Origin of the sequence: Micromonospora sp. DT53, assembly GCF_049841535.1 — a bacterium.
In the GTDB taxonomy this organism is placed as follows: Bacteria; Actinomycetota; Actinomycetes; order Mycobacteriales; family Micromonosporaceae; genus Micromonospora.
In genome coordinates this window covers 1,036,732-1,054,649 of the sequence record NZ_JBNCKM010000001.1, presented here as the reverse complement: position 1 = coordinate 1,054,649, position 17,918 = coordinate 1,036,732, and the positions used below count along the sequence as shown (strand labels likewise).

Annotated in this window: 16 protein-coding genes; 6 read left to right on the top strand and 10 right to left on the bottom strand. The window is 65.7% G+C overall.

Features of this window, described 5'->3' with window-relative positions:
* Positions 1-1,491 (bottom strand): tetratricopeptide repeat protein (locus ACLQ3B_RS04855; protein ID WP_425777674.1); only part of this gene is annotated, 1,491 nt, incomplete at its 3' end.
* Between the two features lie 1,324 nt (positions 1,492-2,815).
* On the opposite strand from ACLQ3B_RS04855, the gene ACLQ3B_RS04850 reads away from it, so the two are divergent.
* Positions 2,816-3,583, top strand: coding sequence for a restriction endonuclease (locus tag ACLQ3B_RS04850; RefSeq protein ID WP_425777672.1), 768 nt, complete (start codon positions 2,816-2,818; stop codon positions 3,581-3,583).
* A 787-nt stretch (positions 3,584-4,370) separates the two neighbouring features.
* Here the strand turns inward: ACLQ3B_RS04850 and ACLQ3B_RS04845 are convergent.
* Complete coding sequence (locus ACLQ3B_RS04845) at positions 4,371-4,784, bottom strand: hypothetical protein (protein ID WP_425777671.1); 414 nt, start codon at positions 4,782-4,784, stop codon at positions 4,371-4,373.
* Positions 4,785-4,886: 102 nt separating this feature from the next.
* Between ACLQ3B_RS04845 and ACLQ3B_RS04840 the strand changes: the two genes are divergently transcribed.
* Together ACLQ3B_RS04840 and ACLQ3B_RS04835 are read left to right on the top strand one after the other, a co-directional pair.
* Positions 4,887-6,539, top strand: a complete 1,653-nt coding sequence (locus ACLQ3B_RS04840; protein ID WP_425777669.1) for a caspase, EACC1-associated type — start codon at positions 4,887-4,889, stop codon at positions 6,537-6,539.
* Between the two features lie 656 nt (positions 6,540-7,195).
* Positions 7,196-8,377, top strand: coding sequence for a hypothetical protein (locus tag ACLQ3B_RS04835; RefSeq protein WP_425777667.1), 1,182 nt, complete (start codon positions 7,196-7,198; stop codon positions 8,375-8,377).
* A gap of 81 nt (positions 8,378-8,458) precedes the next feature.
* Here ACLQ3B_RS04835 and ACLQ3B_RS04830 read toward each other — a convergent pair whose 3' ends face one another.
* The 4 genes from ACLQ3B_RS04830 to ACLQ3B_RS04815 form a co-directional block, all read right to left on the bottom strand.
* A complete protein-coding gene (locus ACLQ3B_RS04830) occupies positions 8,459-8,593 on the bottom strand; it encodes a hypothetical protein (protein ID WP_425777666.1) in 135 nt (44 codons plus the stop codon).
* A 92-nt stretch (positions 8,594-8,685) separates the two neighbouring features.
* Positions 8,686-9,132, bottom strand: a complete 447-nt coding sequence (locus tag ACLQ3B_RS04825) for a hypothetical protein (RefSeq protein WP_425777665.1) — start codon at positions 9,130-9,132, stop codon at positions 8,686-8,688.
* A 308-nt stretch (positions 9,133-9,440) separates the two neighbouring features.
* Complete coding sequence (locus ACLQ3B_RS04820) at positions 9,441-11,339, bottom strand: DUF4209 domain-containing protein (protein ID WP_425777664.1); 1,899 nt, start codon at positions 11,337-11,339, stop codon at positions 9,441-9,443.
* Between the two features lie 109 nt (positions 11,340-11,448).
* A complete protein-coding gene (locus tag ACLQ3B_RS04815) occupies positions 11,449-12,141 on the bottom strand; it encodes a hypothetical protein (protein ID WP_425777662.1) in 693 nt (230 codons plus the stop codon).
* Positions 12,142-13,308: 1,167 nt separating this feature from the next.
* Between ACLQ3B_RS04815 and ACLQ3B_RS04810 the strand changes: the two genes are divergently transcribed.
* From ACLQ3B_RS04810 to ACLQ3B_RS04800, 3 genes are all read left to right on the top strand, one after another.
* Entirely contained in the window at positions 13,309-13,818 is a 510-nt protein-coding gene (locus ACLQ3B_RS04810) for a DUF6188 family protein (protein ID WP_425777660.1), read from the top strand.
* Between the two features lie 88 nt (positions 13,819-13,906).
* Positions 13,907-14,290: a hypothetical protein gene (locus ACLQ3B_RS04805; RefSeq protein WP_425777658.1), complete on the top strand. Its 384-nt coding sequence runs from the start codon at positions 13,907-13,909 to the stop codon at positions 14,288-14,290.
* 236 nt (positions 14,291-14,526) lie between these two features.
* Positions 14,527-14,970 carry a hypothetical protein gene (locus ACLQ3B_RS04800; RefSeq protein ID WP_425777656.1) on the top strand — a complete coding sequence of 148 codons (444 nt, stop codon included), beginning with the start codon at positions 14,527-14,529 and terminating at the stop codon, positions 14,968-14,970.
* 28 nt (positions 14,971-14,998) lie between these two features.
* Here the strand turns inward: ACLQ3B_RS04800 and ACLQ3B_RS04795 are convergent, their stop codons facing one another.
* The 4 genes from ACLQ3B_RS04795 to ACLQ3B_RS04780 all read right to left on the bottom strand — a co-directional run bounded on the left by ACLQ3B_RS04795 (position 14,999) and on the right by ACLQ3B_RS04780 (position 17,858).
* Positions 14,999-15,421 (bottom strand): NUDIX hydrolase, encoded by a 423-nt coding sequence (locus ACLQ3B_RS04795; protein WP_425777654.1) that lies wholly within the window; start codon positions 15,419-15,421, stop codon positions 14,999-15,001.
* 451 nt (positions 15,422-15,872) lie between these two features.
* Positions 15,873-16,058: a hypothetical protein gene (locus tag ACLQ3B_RS04790; RefSeq protein ID WP_425777652.1), complete on the bottom strand. Its 186-nt coding sequence runs from the start codon at positions 16,056-16,058 to the stop codon at positions 15,873-15,875.
* 86 nt (positions 16,059-16,144) lie between these two features.
* The gene (locus ACLQ3B_RS04785) at positions 16,145-16,342 is read right to left on the bottom strand and encodes a hypothetical protein (RefSeq protein ID WP_425777650.1); all 198 of its coding nucleotides are present in this window, start codon (positions 16,340-16,342) and stop codon (positions 16,145-16,147) included.
* A gap of 1,135 nt (positions 16,343-17,477) precedes the next feature.
* Complete coding sequence (locus tag ACLQ3B_RS04780) at positions 17,478-17,858, bottom strand: hypothetical protein (protein WP_425777649.1); 381 nt, start codon at positions 17,856-17,858, stop codon at positions 17,478-17,480.
* Positions 17,859-17,918: the final 60 nt, after the last annotated feature.

Genomic DNA, 17,918 nt, shown 5'->3' with positions numbered 1-17,918 from the left:
AGCGGAATCGGCAACTACCTTCTCCAGAATGGCAATCGCGTCGCCAGTGCGCCCCGCCCGCGAGTAGGAGGCGGCGAGATTTATTCCGGCGAGCAGCGTGTTCGGGTGCTTCCCGCCGCGTAGCTGCGTCCCATTAACGACCAACCGCTCCTCAATGGTGATTGCCTCGCCGGTACGCCCCACCTCTCGATAGGAGATGGCGAGGTTGGCACGAGCGGCGAATGTGTTCTCGTGCTGATCGCCGAGCAGCCGAGCGGAATCGGCAACTACCTTCTCCAGAATGGCAATCGCGTCGCCAGTGCGCCCCGCCCGCGAGTAGGAGGCGGCGAGGTTGGTGTGGGCGGTCAGCGTGTCCCGGTGCTCGTCGCCCAGCAGCCGTGCTGCCTGATCGGCCATGTGCTGCCAGTAGATAACGGCCTGGGCGAATAAGCCGGCCCGGAGCAGGCTTATGCCAGCTCGGTACAACAGCGGGTGCCACCCGGGGGACCAGAGAAAATCGCCGGATACGCTGGCCAACGTGGCGGCGTTGGCAAGCATCGTCTCAACGAAGTCGGTGGTGGCGTGGTCGTCGGCTGGCCATAGCTGCAGCAGCGCATCTGCGCCAGCGTGAGCAAGCGCCTCCGTGTCGACAGTGGCCTCCCGGACGGCGCGGGCGGTGAGCGCGTGGATACGTACGCCGCGGGCGCGGTCGGTGGGGGTGTGGATGAGCAGGCCGAAACGGTGCAGCAAACGCAGGGCTTTACGTGCCTGCTCGGCGCTGACTGGCCGGCCGGTGTCGCCCGTCCGGTGGGCGGAAAGGTAGTCGGTGACCGCAGCAGTGGCCCAAAGCGCGTCGGGGTGGCCATCGGGATCGCAGAAAGCGGCCAATGCCAAGGCGGGGCGGGCCAGACCGACGGGGTTGGCGGTATCAGCGACATCTAGGGCGAGCAGAAGAGTGACGGCTACGGGCCGGCCATAGTCGTCGGGGTCGGCGCTGTCGGGCATTAGCTCGGGCAGCCACTCCTGACCGGTGGTGTAGCGAGCCAGGTAGGCCGCACATCCCTCCTGCTGGTTGATCATGTAGGCAGCAGCGTGGGACAGCGCCAGAGGCAGGTATCCCAACGACGCGGCTAGTTCGGGGGCGCACGCGTCGAAAAGCTCGGCCAACCCGGCACTGCTGAGCCGGTCGCCAAGATACGCCGTCGACTCGCCCGCTGTGTACACGTCGACGTCGACCATCTGCCGGCCGGAACTGGCGAGGGTGGCGTCCTGCAGACGGGTGGTGGCCAGGGTCCATCCGGTACTCCGGTGCGGCGGCCACCAGCGCGCCAGGTGGGCCGGGTCGCTGATGTCGTCAAGAACGACGAGCCAAGTGCGGTCGGTAGTGTGCAGCCACTCCATAAACGCCGAGGCGTCCACGGTCGGGTCGGCCCCGTCGGCGCCAGCCACACCGGCCCGTAACGCAGCCCGGGCGTAGGTGGTGATGACTTGGTCGGGGCTGCTGGCAGCCACCCACACCACCATCTCCGTGCCGTGCCGGAAAGCATCGTGGGCAAACCAGGCTGCCAGCTGAGACTTACCGACACCTCCACCACCCGCCAAGACCCGGGTTCCCGGACCTACGCTGCAACGTCCGCTATCCGAGTGACTCAAACCCAGATCGTCGCCCTGATGGCGGGCGGCGAGGATTTTCTCTCGCAGCCTCCTTCGAGGTTGGAACGCTGACGCCAAGGCTGGAGGCCGCCCCACCTGAACTGGCCAGATCGGCTGTACTGCCGCGCGGGGATAGTAATGGTGCTCGACCGTGACATCGCCCATGACGCCGGTGTTTGCGACACCACCATTATGCGTAACCGCGTCGCCGGAGTCGACGACGGCTGCTGATACGGCGTCGACACTCCTCGATGGGAACAAGTCATCGCTGGTGGTCACGCCCGACGTCCGCGCTGGACACCCGTGTTGGCCACCGAACCCGGGCCCTCGGCAGTCGCGTCCCCCGATCGCAGGACCTGCGCCGGCCGACCGTCGCCAGTAGCCTCAAGGCCCGTGTTGGCCCGACCTCCACCCTTGGCGAAGGCCTTCCCCGAATCCTCAACCTGATCCGCACTAGACACCGGAGTACCTCCTGCCAGGGGTGGGGGTAACAGGTACGGTGCGCCCAATACGACCAACGCTATTACAGCACCGATAGAACTGGCCACTTTGTCCGCCTTGTCGAGCCCGACCGCGGCGAGGTAGACCACTACCGCGACCACTATCACGGCGAAGATGACGCGTCCGGCCCATACAAACCGGCGCCTCCGGCGTCGCACCACGGCCACCTCTATTCGACATGATCATCGTTGCGAGCTATAGCACCAGTCTACGAATTCGCACCGTCCCGAGTGACCCATAGCCGCCGGCACCGATCGTGAATGGGTAGGGTTTCCGACACCACGTCGCACCAACGCCACGGGGGGTGAGACACCGCCCCGAGCGCACCCACAGACGCCCTTTGCCCCGTACTTCCACGCGCGCCGACCCGGCGCCGCGAAGTCGTCCTCCTCGACGACGCTCGCGAAGCCGCCACCCAGAATGAACCATGGGTCAAGGTCAGATCCGACCAGACCGTCCGGTCGTCTACCCACCGCCGACCGTCACCTTTCGGACGAACCGGCGCGTGCGGGGTCGCGGCGCCGCTACCGCCGACAGCCCATCTGGCACCCGCGTACGGATCAGTGGCCTCGTCAACGGAAGCAGATGCCCGAGCACGACGATCACCCAAATGAGATACACCGTTAGTGGATGGATTTGCTACTGTCGCGGCTCCGCCTGACCCGCGTTGCCGGAGGTTTCGATGCAGCCGGAAGACAGAAAGCACCCTCCCGGGGCGCCAGCGCCGCAGCCAGTCAGCGAGTGGGCGGCCGCGGAGGAGAACGCTGTGCGCTGGCTTCAGTGGCTGGGGCATGGCACAGCACGGCGCAGCCGGTCGGGCGCCGATGGTGGCATCGACGTGACTGGCACGGACGTCGCAGCGCAAGTGAAATGGTATGGGACAGCGGTAGGTGTGCGGCCGGTACGCGAACTCGTCGGCGCGGCGACGGGTTTGCGGGTTCGCGTGTACTTCTTGTGCAACGCGGGCTTCACCCCGGATGCCACCGCATACGCGGATCGCGTCAACGTCGCATTGTTCCGGTTTTCCCCTGCAGACGGATCCATCAGCCCTTCGAACTCGGCTGCAGAGCAGGCATATGCGTCCGCCGTGCAACGGCACGCATGCCCTACGGTGGAGGGGACCTCAGCGGCCTCCCAGTTCCGCGCCTTTTATCGCAAGACAGTCCGAGACACATCGCGGCCGACGGGGCCTGCGAGCAAAGCAGCAGTCATCGTTGCCCTGATTCCGGTCGGAATGTGCCTGGCTGGCGCCTTGGCCATGGTCCTCGCCCGCAGGACTGGCGGAGGACCGAACTGGCTCGGAAATGCCTGGGCTGCCTGGATGACGGTGGCATGCCTGGGAGTGCTACCAGCCATCGTGATCGCCGGCGCCTTACAAAGACGCAAAAGTCCGCCCGTCAGAGGCTCTTCAGGGGTGGGGATCAGCAATCCCGACCCTCAAGAACCGTAGCGTGCCGTCCGGGTGACCAGCGAGGGCCACGGATCCTGACCCTTCGGGATCGCCGAAGAGTTCACCGAGCAGGAAGCTATGGTCAAGGCGGTGCTACTGGGATTGATCTTCCAGATAGCAGGACGACTCGGGACAGGCAGACAGGCGCACGCAGAGACGGACACCTATCACCCGGCCGCATCGTCGGGACGCCCCAGCCGTCGACTTGCTACCTGAAGCTGCTCAGCGCCGCCGGCGTCAGGGAGGTGACCACTACGGTCTTCTCTGGGAGGTCACACCGGACCGCTCGAACACATCACCGCAGGTCAAAGGCATCGTCCCTGTTTGGTGTCGCTGAGCCCTTCGGGTGCGGTGACCACTTCGCCAACCTGCACCCAATCTGCTCCCACTTGCAAGGCCAGACCATCAAGCGGCTCCTTACCGCCGTGACCTGCGCATACTCCCCCACCAACCAACAAAGATTGCTGTCGACTGAGGCGCAATGCGGCTGAGCACTCCGTGTGAAACAGGACGCCGCACCGACACTGACCTGCGGAAACCTGGAGCCGCAGGTAGGGGTGGGTGCAGTTGAGCGCCGCTGGTTGCCGTTGGACGCAGTTCAAAGCAGTTCAGAGCACCCCGTTGCTCCCAACCTGCTCCCCGCAGACAACCACCAACTCCATCTGCAGGTGGCACGCGCACCTGGCCGGGTTCGGGTGGGCACGTCAACCTCCGCATACTCGACCGCGACCCCACATCCGGACCAAACCGATGAGCACGGCCGGACACGCCCCGACCCCTACTACAGCTACGACGACCTGTTCATGTCACAGTCTGGCTCGTGCCGCAATGGATCGGCTGGAGACGTGGGCAGAGATGGCGGCGAGGAGCCGGCGGGCGGCTGATGATCGTCCCGGCCGAGGTAGTTCAGGAATCGTCGGACGATGTCGCCAGCGACTACCAGGGCGGCGGTTCCTGCCGCGCCCGCCAGCGTCGGCTGATCAATGAGTGCCAGCACGACGCAGAAGCCCATGAGCATTAGGTCGATGCCGATCAAGGCCAGAATTACCCGAACCGAAGGTGGCTGGACGCTCGGCGGCATGCCAGACCCCGACGCCCGGGGTTCGACCACGCGCTGCGAGCGTTCGCGCTGGGCCGGCTCGCTCGGCTCTTGCTGGGCCCGCTTCCGGTTCTTTGCGGCAGCGGTGGGGTCGACGGTCACCTTGCAGCTCCCTTGATGCGGCGTTCCTCTCTGCTTCAACAGTGGTAGTATTGCAGCACTCGAATGGCCGAAATTACACCCGATGACAGCCGGTTACACGCCGTGACGGACGCTGACGAGGGAGCCATGCCTACGCTTCAATTCCCCGCAGTCCCGCCCGGCCGGTTGCGAGACTTCCTGCTCCGACTCCATCAGATACACGCCCGCGCCGGCGCTCCGAGCACCCGCGAGATGGCGAAAGGGCTTGGGTGCAGTCACCATAAGATCCACCAAATTTTCACCCAGCCGCGGCTGCCACCCGATGGTGCCCTGCTGCTCGACTTAGTCGAGTGGCTCGGCCACTACGGCCGTCGCCCGCAGATCCGCAGCGAAGAGGACGAACGGACCTTCCTCGACGAGTTCGACAAGCTCTACAGCGCCGCCCAGCGTTACGACAAGCTCGGTCCGCTGGACACGCTTGACACCGGCGCTAGAGCAGTGGCGGTTCCGATTGAAAGCCCCGAGTCCAAGATCACTACTTCCTTGCCGCCAGACGACAGCGAGAGCGGAGCCTTCCCCGGGACTACCGAGGCGCAGGAAGGCAAGGGATCTGTTGAACCAGGCGGCATGGACGACGATGCGCACCTGGCCGATCTGCACGGACAGCCCGCGGGAATCAGCGACATCGGCGGCGCCCGAGTCGCCGGCGACAAACTTGTCGCTCCACATCGCTACAGCATTGGCCCAGTGAACGCGTCGAACGCGTCCTTCGGAAACCACAACGTGGTCAACGTGTCGGAGCTTGCCTCCGCAGATACACCGCCCGAGTTTCCCTCCGTCGAGAGGTCCGCGGCGGTCTTCGTCGGTGTTGGCAACTATCGAGAGCTCCCCAGCATCCCGAGTGCCACGAACGGAACAGCGGACTTGCATCAGATCCTGACCGACCGACGTCGGCCCGGCGGATTTGACCGATCAAAGACTGTCGCACTGATTGATCCCGCCGACTCGCTGACCGTCCTGCGAACCGTCGATGACGCGAGCCGATCGGCCACCGACACCCTGATGCTCTACTTCGCTGGGCACGGACTAATTTCACGGGCCGGCGAACTGCTCTTGGCGACGCGCGACAGTCGGCCGGACGCCGACTACACCGCACTGCGATACGACGAGATCCGGAACCTGCTAGCCAACTCGCACGCCCGCCGAACCCTAGTGGTGCTCGACTGCTGCTTCTCGGGACGGGCCTTGGTAGGTCTAATGGCCAGGGCGTCGGACCTCACCCACGTAACCGGCACATACGTCTTGACGTCCACCTCCTCCAACAGAGCGGCCTTCGCTCCCCCCAACCGACGCCACCCCGCCTTCACTGAGTCGCTCCTCGGAGTCCTGACTGGCGGCACCGAGCAACACGACAGGTTGCTGACTCTAGACGTGATCTACACAGCGGTTTCCAGACAGTCCGCAGAGCAGGGACTCCCGCACCCCCGCTACCTCGCCGACGGGGGACTCGGAGAGGGACTAGCGCTCGGCTGGAACCCAAGGTTCCAACCGTCCATTGACGCCAGCCCAACCGCGATCGCGAAGAATGCGCAGCTCCTGCATGCCCTTTCGGAGCGCGAGATCACCGTGCTACGTCTCGCCGCATCCGGCCTCACGACTGACGCCATAGCTAGAGAACTCCACATCCGCCCATCCACGGTGCGCGCCCATCTCTCCCGTATCCGGCAACGCTTCCGCGCAGCACCGAGCACCAGCCGGGCTTCGGGCGATCACTGAGGAGCAGGAGACACCGCCGCGACCGAGACCAACGAGGTTCGATGACGCGTCGGCGCGTCACGCACCCGCAACAGCCAACGCCTTCCGCTGACGCCTGTCGATCTCTGGCGGGAGGTCACGCAGCACCGCTCAACTGCATCACAGCTGATCAGAGCTCTCGTCTCTGTCCGGCATCGGTGAGCACTTCGGGCACTTGATCGGGATGCACTGCAGGAGCCACTGCACGAGACACCTCCGATAACCGGGGGTCCAGATTCACCCACCGCCAGAGACTCAGTCTTCGCGCGTCGCCGACAGCGGCCAACTGTCTGGCTCTCTCGCGCGTTGGCGCCGGACGTGATCCGACCGTCGCGCGCTCCCGCCCGGCTGAGCGATAACTAGGTCAATGAAGAGCCACGGTAAATCGTGGTGAGTTTGGGCTCGTGCCTGACCATGCTCCACTGGCCAGGCCGCTGGCATCTGGTCACCTGAATGTGACCGGGGCTCCCGGGGGCCGGGCGACGGAAATCGTTGGCGGCATCGAGGATGCTTGACTTGTGAACGAAAGATGGCGTGACGTAGAGGCAGGCCGCCGTGAGCTCGACTGGTCCATCGCTGTCGGTGATCCGGCGGAGGCTACTTACCTGACACCACTGGGCCGTCAGACGGCGTCTCGCATGATCGATGATCTCGAAGGGTTCTTCGGGCCGAGTTGGCTGCACAAGGCCGTGCGGCCCGTCAACGGTGTAGCTGGTCCGACCATGGGGCGATACTTCGCCTCGTTGATGGGCATTGGTGCCTTCGAAACCGTGGTGGGGCTGTGGGCGCGTCTGCAGTACCTGGTTGATGCTGCGACGCCGGGCGTCGGTCATCTGCGCCGTAACCTCCGAGCGAACCCTGTCGCCGACGAATTCCGCCATCACCTTGCCTTGGCGAGGCTCGCGGTGCAGGCAAAGGTGGCCGGTGCCAGGGTGATACTGGAGCCCAGTAAGCCCCAAGGCGGTCCGGGAGACCTGCGGGCGGTTCGCGCCAGCAGCGACGTATTCCTTGAGTTGCGGACGCTCGGGCCGGATAAGAAGTTCCTGGAGTACAACCAGCAGGTGGACCAGGCGCAAGCGTTTCTCCGGCAGCTCGAGCATCGGCACGGGGTGCACTGGGACGGCGAACTGCCACACAAGCCGACCGATCAGTGGAGGGAGGCCGTGAGCTCCGCCGCGCAGAAGTCCGCGGCAGACAGCGCAATCGTCGAGGTTGCGCTGGAAGATGCGACTCTCACCGTGCGACCCGGCCCGGCGTCGGCCGGGACGGTGGTCTCCGGCCCGGTATGGGCGGCGGATCAGGGCCCTCGTCTGCTGCGTGCGCTTGTGGCGAAAGCCGTCAAGACGGAGTCAGCTGGAGCAGCCTGGTTGTGGTTGGAGGACGCCGGCGCCCTATGGCCGCTTTCCACGTTTGCCCAGGACTCCCTGCCGCGTAAGGAGGAGACACTTCGCCAGGCCCTGGACCCGTTGTTCGACGCCCATCCGCATGTCCTGGGTGTGGTCCTCACCTCCGGCCAGCAGCGAGTCGGCACTCCCGGTAACGACATCGATCATATTGGCCACCGTGGTGTAGCCTTTCGGCGGACGTTGCCAGGTGGCCTGATGCGCGAGAGCATCGTCGTCCACCGTCGCCTGGCCGTGCCGGGGCAGTATCTCCTCATGGCTGAAATGTGCGCTGATGAACCGGCATGGCTCGGCCGGGCGCTGGATGCTCTCGGAGTGCCCGACGGTCTTGCCGCCCTAACCATCCGGCCGGCTCCGCCCGCCAAGCGATGGTCATCCGAAGGGCTGCGACCATCGAGCCTCTATCTGCCATCGTAGGCCTACGGGATCAGATGCTCCTCCTTCATCGATCTAAGTCGATCAGAATATTTCCCTGCGGCCGACCGGCAGGGGTCACGCTCACTGCTCGCCGCCGGTTTCTGCCGAGTCGAGGTCAGCGTCCGGGCACGGGTCCGTCGTCGGCCTGCGGCTCAGCACGCCGTCGGCGTCGTCCAGCTCGGCCGCAGGCTCCACCTCGCTCTCGGGCAGCTGCACGCCTCGATCGGCGCACCCTTTCGGCGTCCTCCATGTAGCCCTCGGCGTCCTCGTACTCCAGCTCGGCCTGCCTCCGACAGCTAGTAGCCCTGTCACCAGGCGGTCCAGCGACGGCAGCACCAGGTGCTCTCGGTTGGAGTACCGCCCGGCGTCTCGGTCGACGAGTTGGCCTCGCGCGCGGCGATGAACCGGGCGACCAGCAGCCGGTTGAGCCGGTCGATCCCGGCGGTCTGCCCGTCGCGCGGGTCACCGCCCGCCAGGGCCGCGACCATCTCCTCCTCGGCCCGGTCGTAGAAGCCCGGCATCACCATGGCGGCGCGCATCGCGTCGACCAGCAGCGTCTTCGCCGCGTTCGCACTGCTCCACCGCTCGGCGAGAGACGGCCGCCGCGCCGCACTAGCGTGCAGCAGCTTGACCCCACACCTAGCAACGGAGGGCAGTAGAAGGACGAGGTGGCCGGGGACGACACCTACGCCGAGGCCGCGGCAAAGCTTCCCATCGCGGACCACCCCCCGGCGCCGGGTCTCCAAGGGCCGCATTTCTTGCCACCGCGTCGGCCGGCTGGTCCGCTTCACGACGAGGACCTGGAAGGTGCCTACTAGGCATTCCCCGCCCTGGCCGGGCGCCACTGACCGTGGGGCCTCCGGAGCAGCGATCGCTACGGCGCATTCGGTTCTCACATCGGCCCGATGCTGGCACCCGGAAACTTCCCCACCACCCCCTAGACCGTCCTAGGAGGGTCGGTTTGAAAGCGGGCGTCCAGCACTGCACCTGGTACGCCGCCCGCGCTGCTAGGTGGTGCTGTGGTCCGCGCGGCACCTTGACCTGATCGCTCCCGCAGCGGCCCTCAGCTAGATCGCTCCACTTCCGTTGCCTCACCCGCAGAACCTGCCTCTGCCTGTGCCTCCATGAGCATGCCGTAGTAGGGCAGGACCACCAGTCGAAGGCACAACCACCACGCGTAGACCGCTGCAGCACTCCAGGACTGTGGGTCGTTGAGCAACCCGTGTGCCAGGTCGTTACGCAGGTTTGGGCCGAGCTGTTCGCACAGCAGGGCACGCAGTTCTAGGGTGAGATCAGGTCCCAGCAGCTGCAAAGACTCTGGCATCTCAAGCAGGGTGTTGAGCCCCTTCTCCGTCTCCACGCCGTTCTCGTCTACGAAGAGTGTGAAGATCCCGTGGGCCTTCAGGTGAATGCGCACCAGCTGCTCGACCTGGGGTACAAGCATTGAAATAGCCGACGGGAAGTCACGGGAAAGCCCGTGCCACAGCCCACGCGCCCACAGGCCGGCGTGCCCCGAAGGAACGGCCGGCGACTCGTAGCAGATCTCCGTGAGGAATCCGGTGTCGAAGCGATGTTCGAGCATCAGCACCTCGAGGGCAGGGTATATGAGTGCCTTGACGTGGAGGTCGGTCCTCCACCTGAAGGACCGAACCATCTCGGCGAAGACTGCCTCCTCGGGCAGCTCGCCCACACCGAGTCCCGCCCGAGCAGCGACCTTGCGTGCATCGGTGCTGAACGTCGAGACTTCGAGCAGACCCGAGACGCTCCCCTGCATACGCTCTCGCTCTTCGGCCACCGCCTTCTTGGCGTCGATCAGCGGCACGATTCCTGCGAGACTCACGAGTGCTTCGAGTCGCTCCTTCCCAGACACCCTCTTGCGCGCATCCTCAACAAAGGGAGTGATGTCGATTGGGTCCGACTGGATGAGCATCATCTCCTCTAGCGAATGCTCCCGGATGTCAGCGAGCCTGTCCCGCAGCTGCCGGAGTTGCCCGTCGAGAGCGCGTGCGGAGCGGTACCTCCGGGGAAGACCACGTATGGTCGCGACGGCCTTCTCGATAAACGTGCCGGCAACGAGCGCGCCCCTGTCCTGCGCTAGTCGCTCGTCCGCCTCGTCGATATACGCCTGGGCGACGCGCTCGATGCACTCATTGGCGAGGTCTGTCTCGCCCGCCCGCGAGAACCAGGTACAGGCGTGGCGCTCGTACGCGCGCCTGAGCCGATGGTTCCCGGCGACCGTAGCGGCAAGCGACACAAAGTGGTCGGCCAGATCCCGAGGTGCCTGATCAACGGACCTGACTTTGCGCAGCAGGTCCGAAATCTCGGTCAGCATGAAACCCGCAGAGCTGTCCTTGGCAAGCAGAAACTCGGCCAGCTCCGTCGTCATCTGCATGACAGTTTGGCGGCCGGCCTTGCCCCGGCGCACCGACAGCTCAAGCGCCCGTCGCCAGCCGTCACGACCCGCATCAAGCCAGGCGTCGCGCTCCAGCGGCACCGAGCGGTACGCATCCACTGCAGCGGACAGCAGTTCCATGTTGCCCCGGTTGCCGTAGGACCACGCGATGTCAGCGACCCTGGCCCTCAGGGCCGGCTCCTCGATGAGGGGCACGAGGCGAGCCAGCAACTCGAGCTCCGGCTTGCTCAAGTCGTCTGGGACAAACGATCGACGATTCCCGAACTCCATGGCGGGCGCGTACGGCTCCGCCCAGTTGTCGGGAACCAGCATGGGGGACGCCGCCTTCGCCAGCACGTCCAGCACGCGCGTCCTGAGGCTGTCCTCTCCTGCATCTACCTGAGCTTCAGCCCTCAGGCGGGCGAGGTCGAGCGAAAGCACCTCGGGGCATTCGTTCCCGCGTGAGAGGCCGTTCTCATCTACCACCGCGGGAGCCCACCACGATGGGTCGATCGACGCCTCCGCCGCCCCTCCGTCCGAGGCCGTACTCGTCACCTGCGTCTCCTCCATGCTCTCACCTGCACGGGCCCGGCGCGACGTGCCCGATCACGATCTTTCAGCAGCAGTGTCCATAGCCCGCGCGTGACGAACCCGCGGCCGGCCCGTAGCGGCCCGAGGATTAGTCGACCTTGCTCTCGGGGTCCGCGATGAAGGCCAGGAACTCGACACCGAGTGGAGTCGTCGCCGGTGCCCACAGTCCGTTCTCCGTCATCATCCCGGTGAGCGACTGGTTGATCAGGCCAGCGGTGGTGAGTGAACCGGCGTACCGGTCGATCAGATCGCGGCGGCCGGCAAGCTCCGGCATGCCGGCCTCGATGATGCCTGTCTTCGGGCCCATGGAGCTGTTCGGCCGAGGTACGCCGTGGCGGTCGAACCAGCCAGGCGGGTCGGACAGCAGCTGCAGCATTCGTACGTGGGTCGGGGTGAACCGGTCGATCATGTCGAAGAAGAGCTGCTGAGTGTCGACGTCGGGCGCGTTGGGCATCACGGAGTTGACGACCGCGTTGCGCAGCACCTCGAGCTTCTCGGCGCGTGAGGTGCGGTCGGCGATCTGCGCGGCGGTGGTCACCGCGTCCATGAACGCGTCCTCGCCGATGAGCTGTGCGAAGTCGCCGACCTGCTCTTCGAGCTCGTGCACCTTCGCGGCGAGGTCGTTCAGCCATCGGGTGCGTCGGTCGGCAAGCCGCCGGCCAGCGAGTTCGTTGAAGGCAACCTGGAGGGCGCTGCCGGCGACGGGCACGAACGAAATGGCCATCTCGGCGGACTTCGCAAGCCCTTGCATTCGGTCGCTGTCCTCGGGGTACGGTTCCACGCCCGGCATGATGCCCCACTGCCGCAACCTTGGGCCGGTAGGTGGGCAATCGTCTGCCTGCCCGACGCCGGCGCAGCAAGCTGGCCGATGGCGACCGAGCGGGCGGCGGGTGACCCGCCGCCCGCTTCCTGTCGGAAGGATCGCTGACCGACGGGGGAGCCTGTGGTCGACGCGTCGACGCCGAGGAAACTCCCGACGATCTGCCGCGGCCCGGGCCTTGTGGTGCCTGCTGGTCTCGCGGAGGATCCGCAGGCCGATGGTCGCGATCAACGCCGAGGTCAGACCGTGGATGCCCTGAGTGGCAGCCGTGGAGCCGTGGTGGGCCAGGACGTTGACCATGTCGCCGAACGGGGACGCTTGGCCCCGATGGATCCGGCCAGGATGGCGATGGCTGGCAGGTGAGCGCCGGCGAGAATAGCGAGCAGCACGACGAGCGCCAGCGTTCGATGGAGTCGGAGTCTCCGGTGCTGACGCTTTCGGGCCCGCCGAAGAGGTCTCCAGCCTGAAGGGCCTGGTCACGGCGCTGCCCGTGGGATCGGCGTCTCAGATGACGGAACCGTGACGGACTCCAGCAGGTTCGCCCGCAATGCTTCACATCGATCTACCGCAGACGTACGGGCGTGGCGTTAGGCGACCCGAGACACCCGTCGGCGCCAGCCATCCCGGAACAATAGGCCTGACCACTTCGACCTCTACTGGGAGGTCACACCGCACCGCACCACCCCATCACCACAGGTCAAAGCCCTCAGCTATGTCCGGCTTCGGTGAGCACTTCGGGCGCGGAGACCACTTCGCCAACCTGCGCCCAACCTGCTCCCAGTTGCAAGGTCAGGCCCATCAAAGGCTCCTTACCGCCTTGACCTGCGCACACTCCCCGACCAGGCGACATAGAGCGTCGTCGACCGCTTCGCAAAACCGCAGAGCACTCCGCGGTGAAACAGGACGCGGCACCGACTCTGACCTGCGGAAACGAGAATCCGCAGGTAGGGGTGGGTGTAGTTGAGGACCGTTCAGCGCTGTTGCACGCAGTTCAAGGCTGTTCAGGGCACCCCGCTGCTCCCAACCTGCTCCCCCCAAACCGGGGTCGCACCGGGGCGCAGACCGCTACCTCGGCCTTAGAGCTCTGCCGTGTCTATACGTGAGCCGAAGCGCGGCGGCAACCATGTAGTGGTCTGGGCCGCGGCGCGGCAGATCCGGATACTCGGCGACGACCTGGAGGATCCAGGAAAACATGGGTCCATGACAGAGCGCGTGGAACCGACCGGGCTGATCGAGCAGACCGGTAAGTGGCTGCTACCGGTGGGCGACGGCGTCGTGACACAGCTGCGGATGGATTTTGCATTCACGCTCATAGTCGAGTCGTGGATCGAGATCCGTATCGAAACTGAGTTCTCCTACGGCGCACCTGGCGCCGAAAGCCGGTTCGACCCGTCGACGTCGACAGGTCTGGCACCGGTGCTCGACCGGCACCAGGCGCAGATCACGGCCGGCGAGATCCGCAAGGACGGTCGGTTGAACCTGACCTTCGCCGACGACGCAGTCCTCGTCGTCGAGCCGGACGATCAGTACGAGGCGTTCACAGTCACGAGTCTGCCGCCGCCGGGATTCCGGGGGTTCCGCTTCGTCGCTGTCCCCGGCGGCGGCCTCGCCCACTGGGTAGCCGAACGCAGACAGTGACACACATTCCTCCACGACCAGCGGCAGATCAGTGCATTTGATCATCGCTTACAGTAGCCGTGATTCGAGAGAGGGCGGGAGTGCGGGGATGAGCCTCGATATCTCAGTGTGGATACCGGACGACGACGCCTACGCCGGTCGGGACGTTGTCGTGGATCCGCCGGGCACCAGCACTGGAGTAGGAGCTGAAAGCTCTCGTTACAAGCTGTGGGGTTCCGCAGCCGCTCGGCGTCTCGGCGCGACGTTCCTGCCGCAACTCGCTGACATCACGGTCGAGAACCGTGGGAATCTCCAGGTCCCGCCCAGCCAGCTCGACGCCTTCGAGCAGGAGTGCGTACTCCTGGCAGAGAACGTCGAGCAACTATCCACCGCGACTGGATACGACGCGGATCGCATCCTCGATTACCTGACCAACGTGCGGCACGCTGTGGAGCGCGCCAAGGCGGTACACGGGGGCATCATCATCTGGTAGCGGCATCAGGGACGGCCGGCTGGGCGGCAGCGCCCACCCCGATTCCGCACATGAAGGAGTCCGCTCATCGACAGTTCAGGATGCTGGGCTCCACGGACGCCGAACACCGAGCGTGACGGCTCGTCTTACCTGCGCGCACGGACGGCGGCATGACCGCGCGTTCGCGGCCAGGTGAGGGCGGCGACGGCGGCCTGCGTGAGTAGCCAGGATGTGCCGTAGTCCGAAAGATGCTTCCTATGGGAGAAGCACCAGCGAATCAGTTTCATGGGTATGTGCCGCTAGGACCCAAGCCTTACCTCGACCGCTTCATGATCGAGTACCGGCGGACCGGTGTCGAACTCCACAACAAGACCCGCCGCCGTAGGGCGTCGTTCCGAATCGGCGACGAGACCTTTGATGTTGAGTATCTGGTGCACGAGTGCCTGCTGCGCTCGCACGGCGAGTTCCGATGCGCCGGCGACGAAGAGGCACTCCAGTTCTGCAGGGACACAGCGGACGAGATGGTCTCCCTGTTCGGGATGACGCGCGACGAGGCCGTGGTGGCGATCAACCGGCAGTGGTCGGATGCCGAGCCGGCAGGTCGCATGCCGCGTGTCTGGATCGTCGGACTCGACATCGTCTACCACGAGACGCCGGAGTACTGGGCCGAACGCATCTTCCGTGTTCACGCATCGTCCTGATCAATGCTGCCGCGCGGTCGGCGGCAAATCAGTGCGTCTCGCTGGCGCTGTCGAGGTGAAGCGGCAGGACTGCGGCGGTCGTCACGGCCAGGTCGCGGTCGAGAACCTCACCCTGCGGGACGAACACCATTGCCCGGCCCTCACCGACCACCACATCCTGTTGCCGAGCATCAGTCCTGCCGCGGAAAACGTGAACAGTCACCGTGTGCGGGAAGCCAACCTCGTACGGGCGTGGGCCGCTCCACAACGCACGCAACTCACCCGTCCTCAGGCCCGTCTCCTCCAATAGCTCCCGGTGCGCCGCCTGTTCAGGCGTCTCGCCCGGCTCGACGTGACCACCCGGCAGGCTCCACTGGTTCGGAGAAGCCGACGTTTGATCATCGCGATGTTGCAGGAGTACCGCCTCCGAGGAATTGACCAGAAGCACCAGCGCAATGTCATAGATCGCCATGGCGAGATCGTCCCAGGCCCGCTGCCAGCCAGCACCACGGAGCGCTTTCATCGCGGCCACTCCCGCAGCTACGGCCGTGGCTGCTGGCGGGGCCCCACCGGAATGGGGAGCAGGAACAAGCGTCGACGTATACGAACTCCCCACCAGGGCTTGGACGTACTAATCTCGTAGACCGGCCTGCCCAACGTGCGGCGCCGGTACCGCACGTCACTGACCCAGGGGTGGCAGCACCGTTCGAGCCGGGCCAGGCTCCGGGGAGCCCGCTCATCGTGAGCGGGCTCCCGAAACGGCTCAACCAGGGCCTACCAGTTCAGCCGCAGTCGCGCGGATCGCGGCGGAAGCGGACGTGGGCGGGCACGCGTCGCCGTAAGCCCACTCCGGCATCATGATTGCGGCAAATGTATCCACCAGGCCCATGGACGACAGTCATCCCTAAGCGGATGCGGCGATGCTATGGGGTGCTCTCCCGTCGCCTGGGTTCCACGCTAGCGGCCGGCACCATCGCGATCACGTAATCCTCGGCCAGGTCCGGCTGCACGTCGACCATCGCATTCCTACCGACATAGTGGACGACGAACCTGGTCTCGCGCAGCCACATCTCGTCGTAGTCGGCAAGACTCTCTGGCACCTCACCCACGAGTCGCACTTCGTCACCCGGCTTGAGCAGGGCATCTGCCGGAGCCTCATCGCGTTGGATGGCCGTGATCGCGTGGATGAGAGTCTTCAGCGGTTCGGTGTCCGCGCCGTAGTGAACCAGATGGCCCGCCTGGCCGAAGATGACATCGGCTGGGACCTGCTCAAGTCGGCGAGCGCCTCGGCCGCACCGGCCGCCAGGGCCGGACTCCCCGACGTGTCGAGTTGCGCCGCCAACGCCAGGAGCAGGCGATCGATGACAATTTCCGCAGTCTCCTCGTCCATCACCCGGCGAGCCTATGACCCCGCCGACGGGCACCGATGCCGGCCAGCGCGTGCAGGGTCAACTCCGCTGTCATGCAGACAGCGAGGCCCTCGGCACCCGCCCATCGACATGAGCGGACACCGCCCTACCGCCTCCGCGGGGCGCGGACGCTGACGCCTTCGGGCTCGCCGAAGAGGTCACCGTTCATGAAGCCCTGCTCAGAGGTTCGCCAGTGGGATCTGGGTCTCAGCTCGCGGGATCCGCACCGACGCCACCGCGACGACAGCCAGAGCCGTGCATCGATGCGGGCTGGCCTCGTGATTGGCACCGGCAGGCTCCAGTTCAACAGCCGACACCAGCCAGTCGGGAGGCTGGAGGCTTGACCTCTTCGGTATCCACTGGGAGGTCGCTCCGTGCCGCTCGACCTCCATCACCGCAGGTCAAGGCCCCTCGCCTCTGTCTGGCGTCGGTGAGCACTTCGGGCGCGGAGACCTCTTAGCCAACCTGCACCCAATCTGCTCCCAGGCGCAAGGCCAGGCCAGCCAACGGCCCCTTACCGCCTTGACCTGCGCATACTCCCCTGCCAGGGAACATAGAGCGTCGTCGACTACTGCCGAGATCCGGCGGAGCACTCCGTGTGAAACAGGACGCTGCACCCCCTCTGAGCTGCGGCAACGTAGAGCCGCAGGCAGGGGTGGGTGCAGTTGAGCGCCGTTCGATGCCGTTGGACGCAGTTCAAGGCCGTTCAGGGCACCCTGCTGCTCCCCACCTGCTCCCCCTAAATCGGCCTCGCAGCGGGCTGCGAAGCGATCGTGAGCCGGCGGCCCAGTGCTTTGGCTGGCACCAGCGCTGGCTCCCGCGCGCCCCTTCGGATGGCCGAGCCGGCCGGGTCACGGCAACGTTCAGGGCTGATCACCAAAATGGTGGACGCGTGGCTCGCCGCGAACACCCCGCACCACCATTGGCGAGAAGAAGACCATCGACAACTCCGACATCGTTGGCTGGCACGACCGGAAACGTCGACGACTCCGCAGCACGAGCACACCGTCACCGTCTACGACGCCGACACTCCGATCAAAGCCGTCCCCCGACGCAGCACCACCGACCTGAACCGCACCAAGGCGCACCAGCTCCACTGGCTGAACCTTGAGCCTGAGGCTAGGCGGTGAACCACCCAACAGCCGGGGCACCGCGATAATCCGGTCGGCTCGCCCACACCTGGCCCCACGCTCTCTCCTGTGTCGAGTCCAAGCGTCCGTGGCGGGATGCCTCAGCGTATGCGTCCAGCTGACGGTGCAGCGCTGACGCCGCCTCGACGCCCACGGCCCTGATCTCATGCAGGACACAGCGCCGGGGGCGATGGTCCAGTGGATAGACCCCCGCAAACCAGAACTCCCGCCCATCCCACCGGGCCAGCCCGTCGATCGCTCCATCGTAGAAGTCGTCGCACCACAGAATCTCGACGCCGGACAGCTCGACCAGACTGGCCAACACCGACTCCTCGTGCATCAGGAAATATTCGTCGGGTTCCTCAGGCACACGAAACACGCTAGCCCTTCCGCCTCACGCGGGTGACCAGCCCTACCATCGGCCGTAGGC

Bases quoted from the DNA above. Each gene is read 5' to 3' on its own strand.
- ACLQ3B_RS04850 (WP_425777672.1), top strand. From the start codon at position 2,816: ATGCAGCCGGAAGACAGAAAGCACCCTCCCGGGGCGCCAGCGCCGCAG.
- ACLQ3B_RS04835 (WP_425777667.1), top strand. From the start codon at position 7,196: ATGATCGATGATCTCGAAGGGTTCTTCGGGCCGAGTTGGCTGCACAAG.
- ACLQ3B_RS04825 (WP_425777665.1), bottom strand. From the start codon at position 9,132: ATGCGGCCCTTGGAGACCCGGCGCCGGGGGGTGGTCCGCGATGGGAAG.
- ACLQ3B_RS04820 (WP_425777664.1), bottom strand. From the start codon at position 11,339: ATGGAGGAGACGCAGGTGACGAGTACGGCCTCGGACGGAGGGGCGGCG.
- ACLQ3B_RS04805 (WP_425777658.1), top strand. From the start codon at position 13,907: ATGAGCCTCGATATCTCAGTGTGGATACCGGACGACGACGCCTACGCC.
- ACLQ3B_RS04800 (WP_425777656.1), top strand. From the start codon at position 14,527: ATGGGAGAAGCACCAGCGAATCAGTTTCATGGGTATGTGCCGCTAGGA.
- ACLQ3B_RS04795 (WP_425777654.1), bottom strand. From the start codon at position 15,421: ATGGCGATCTATGACATTGCGCTGGTGCTTCTGGTCAATTCCTCGGAG.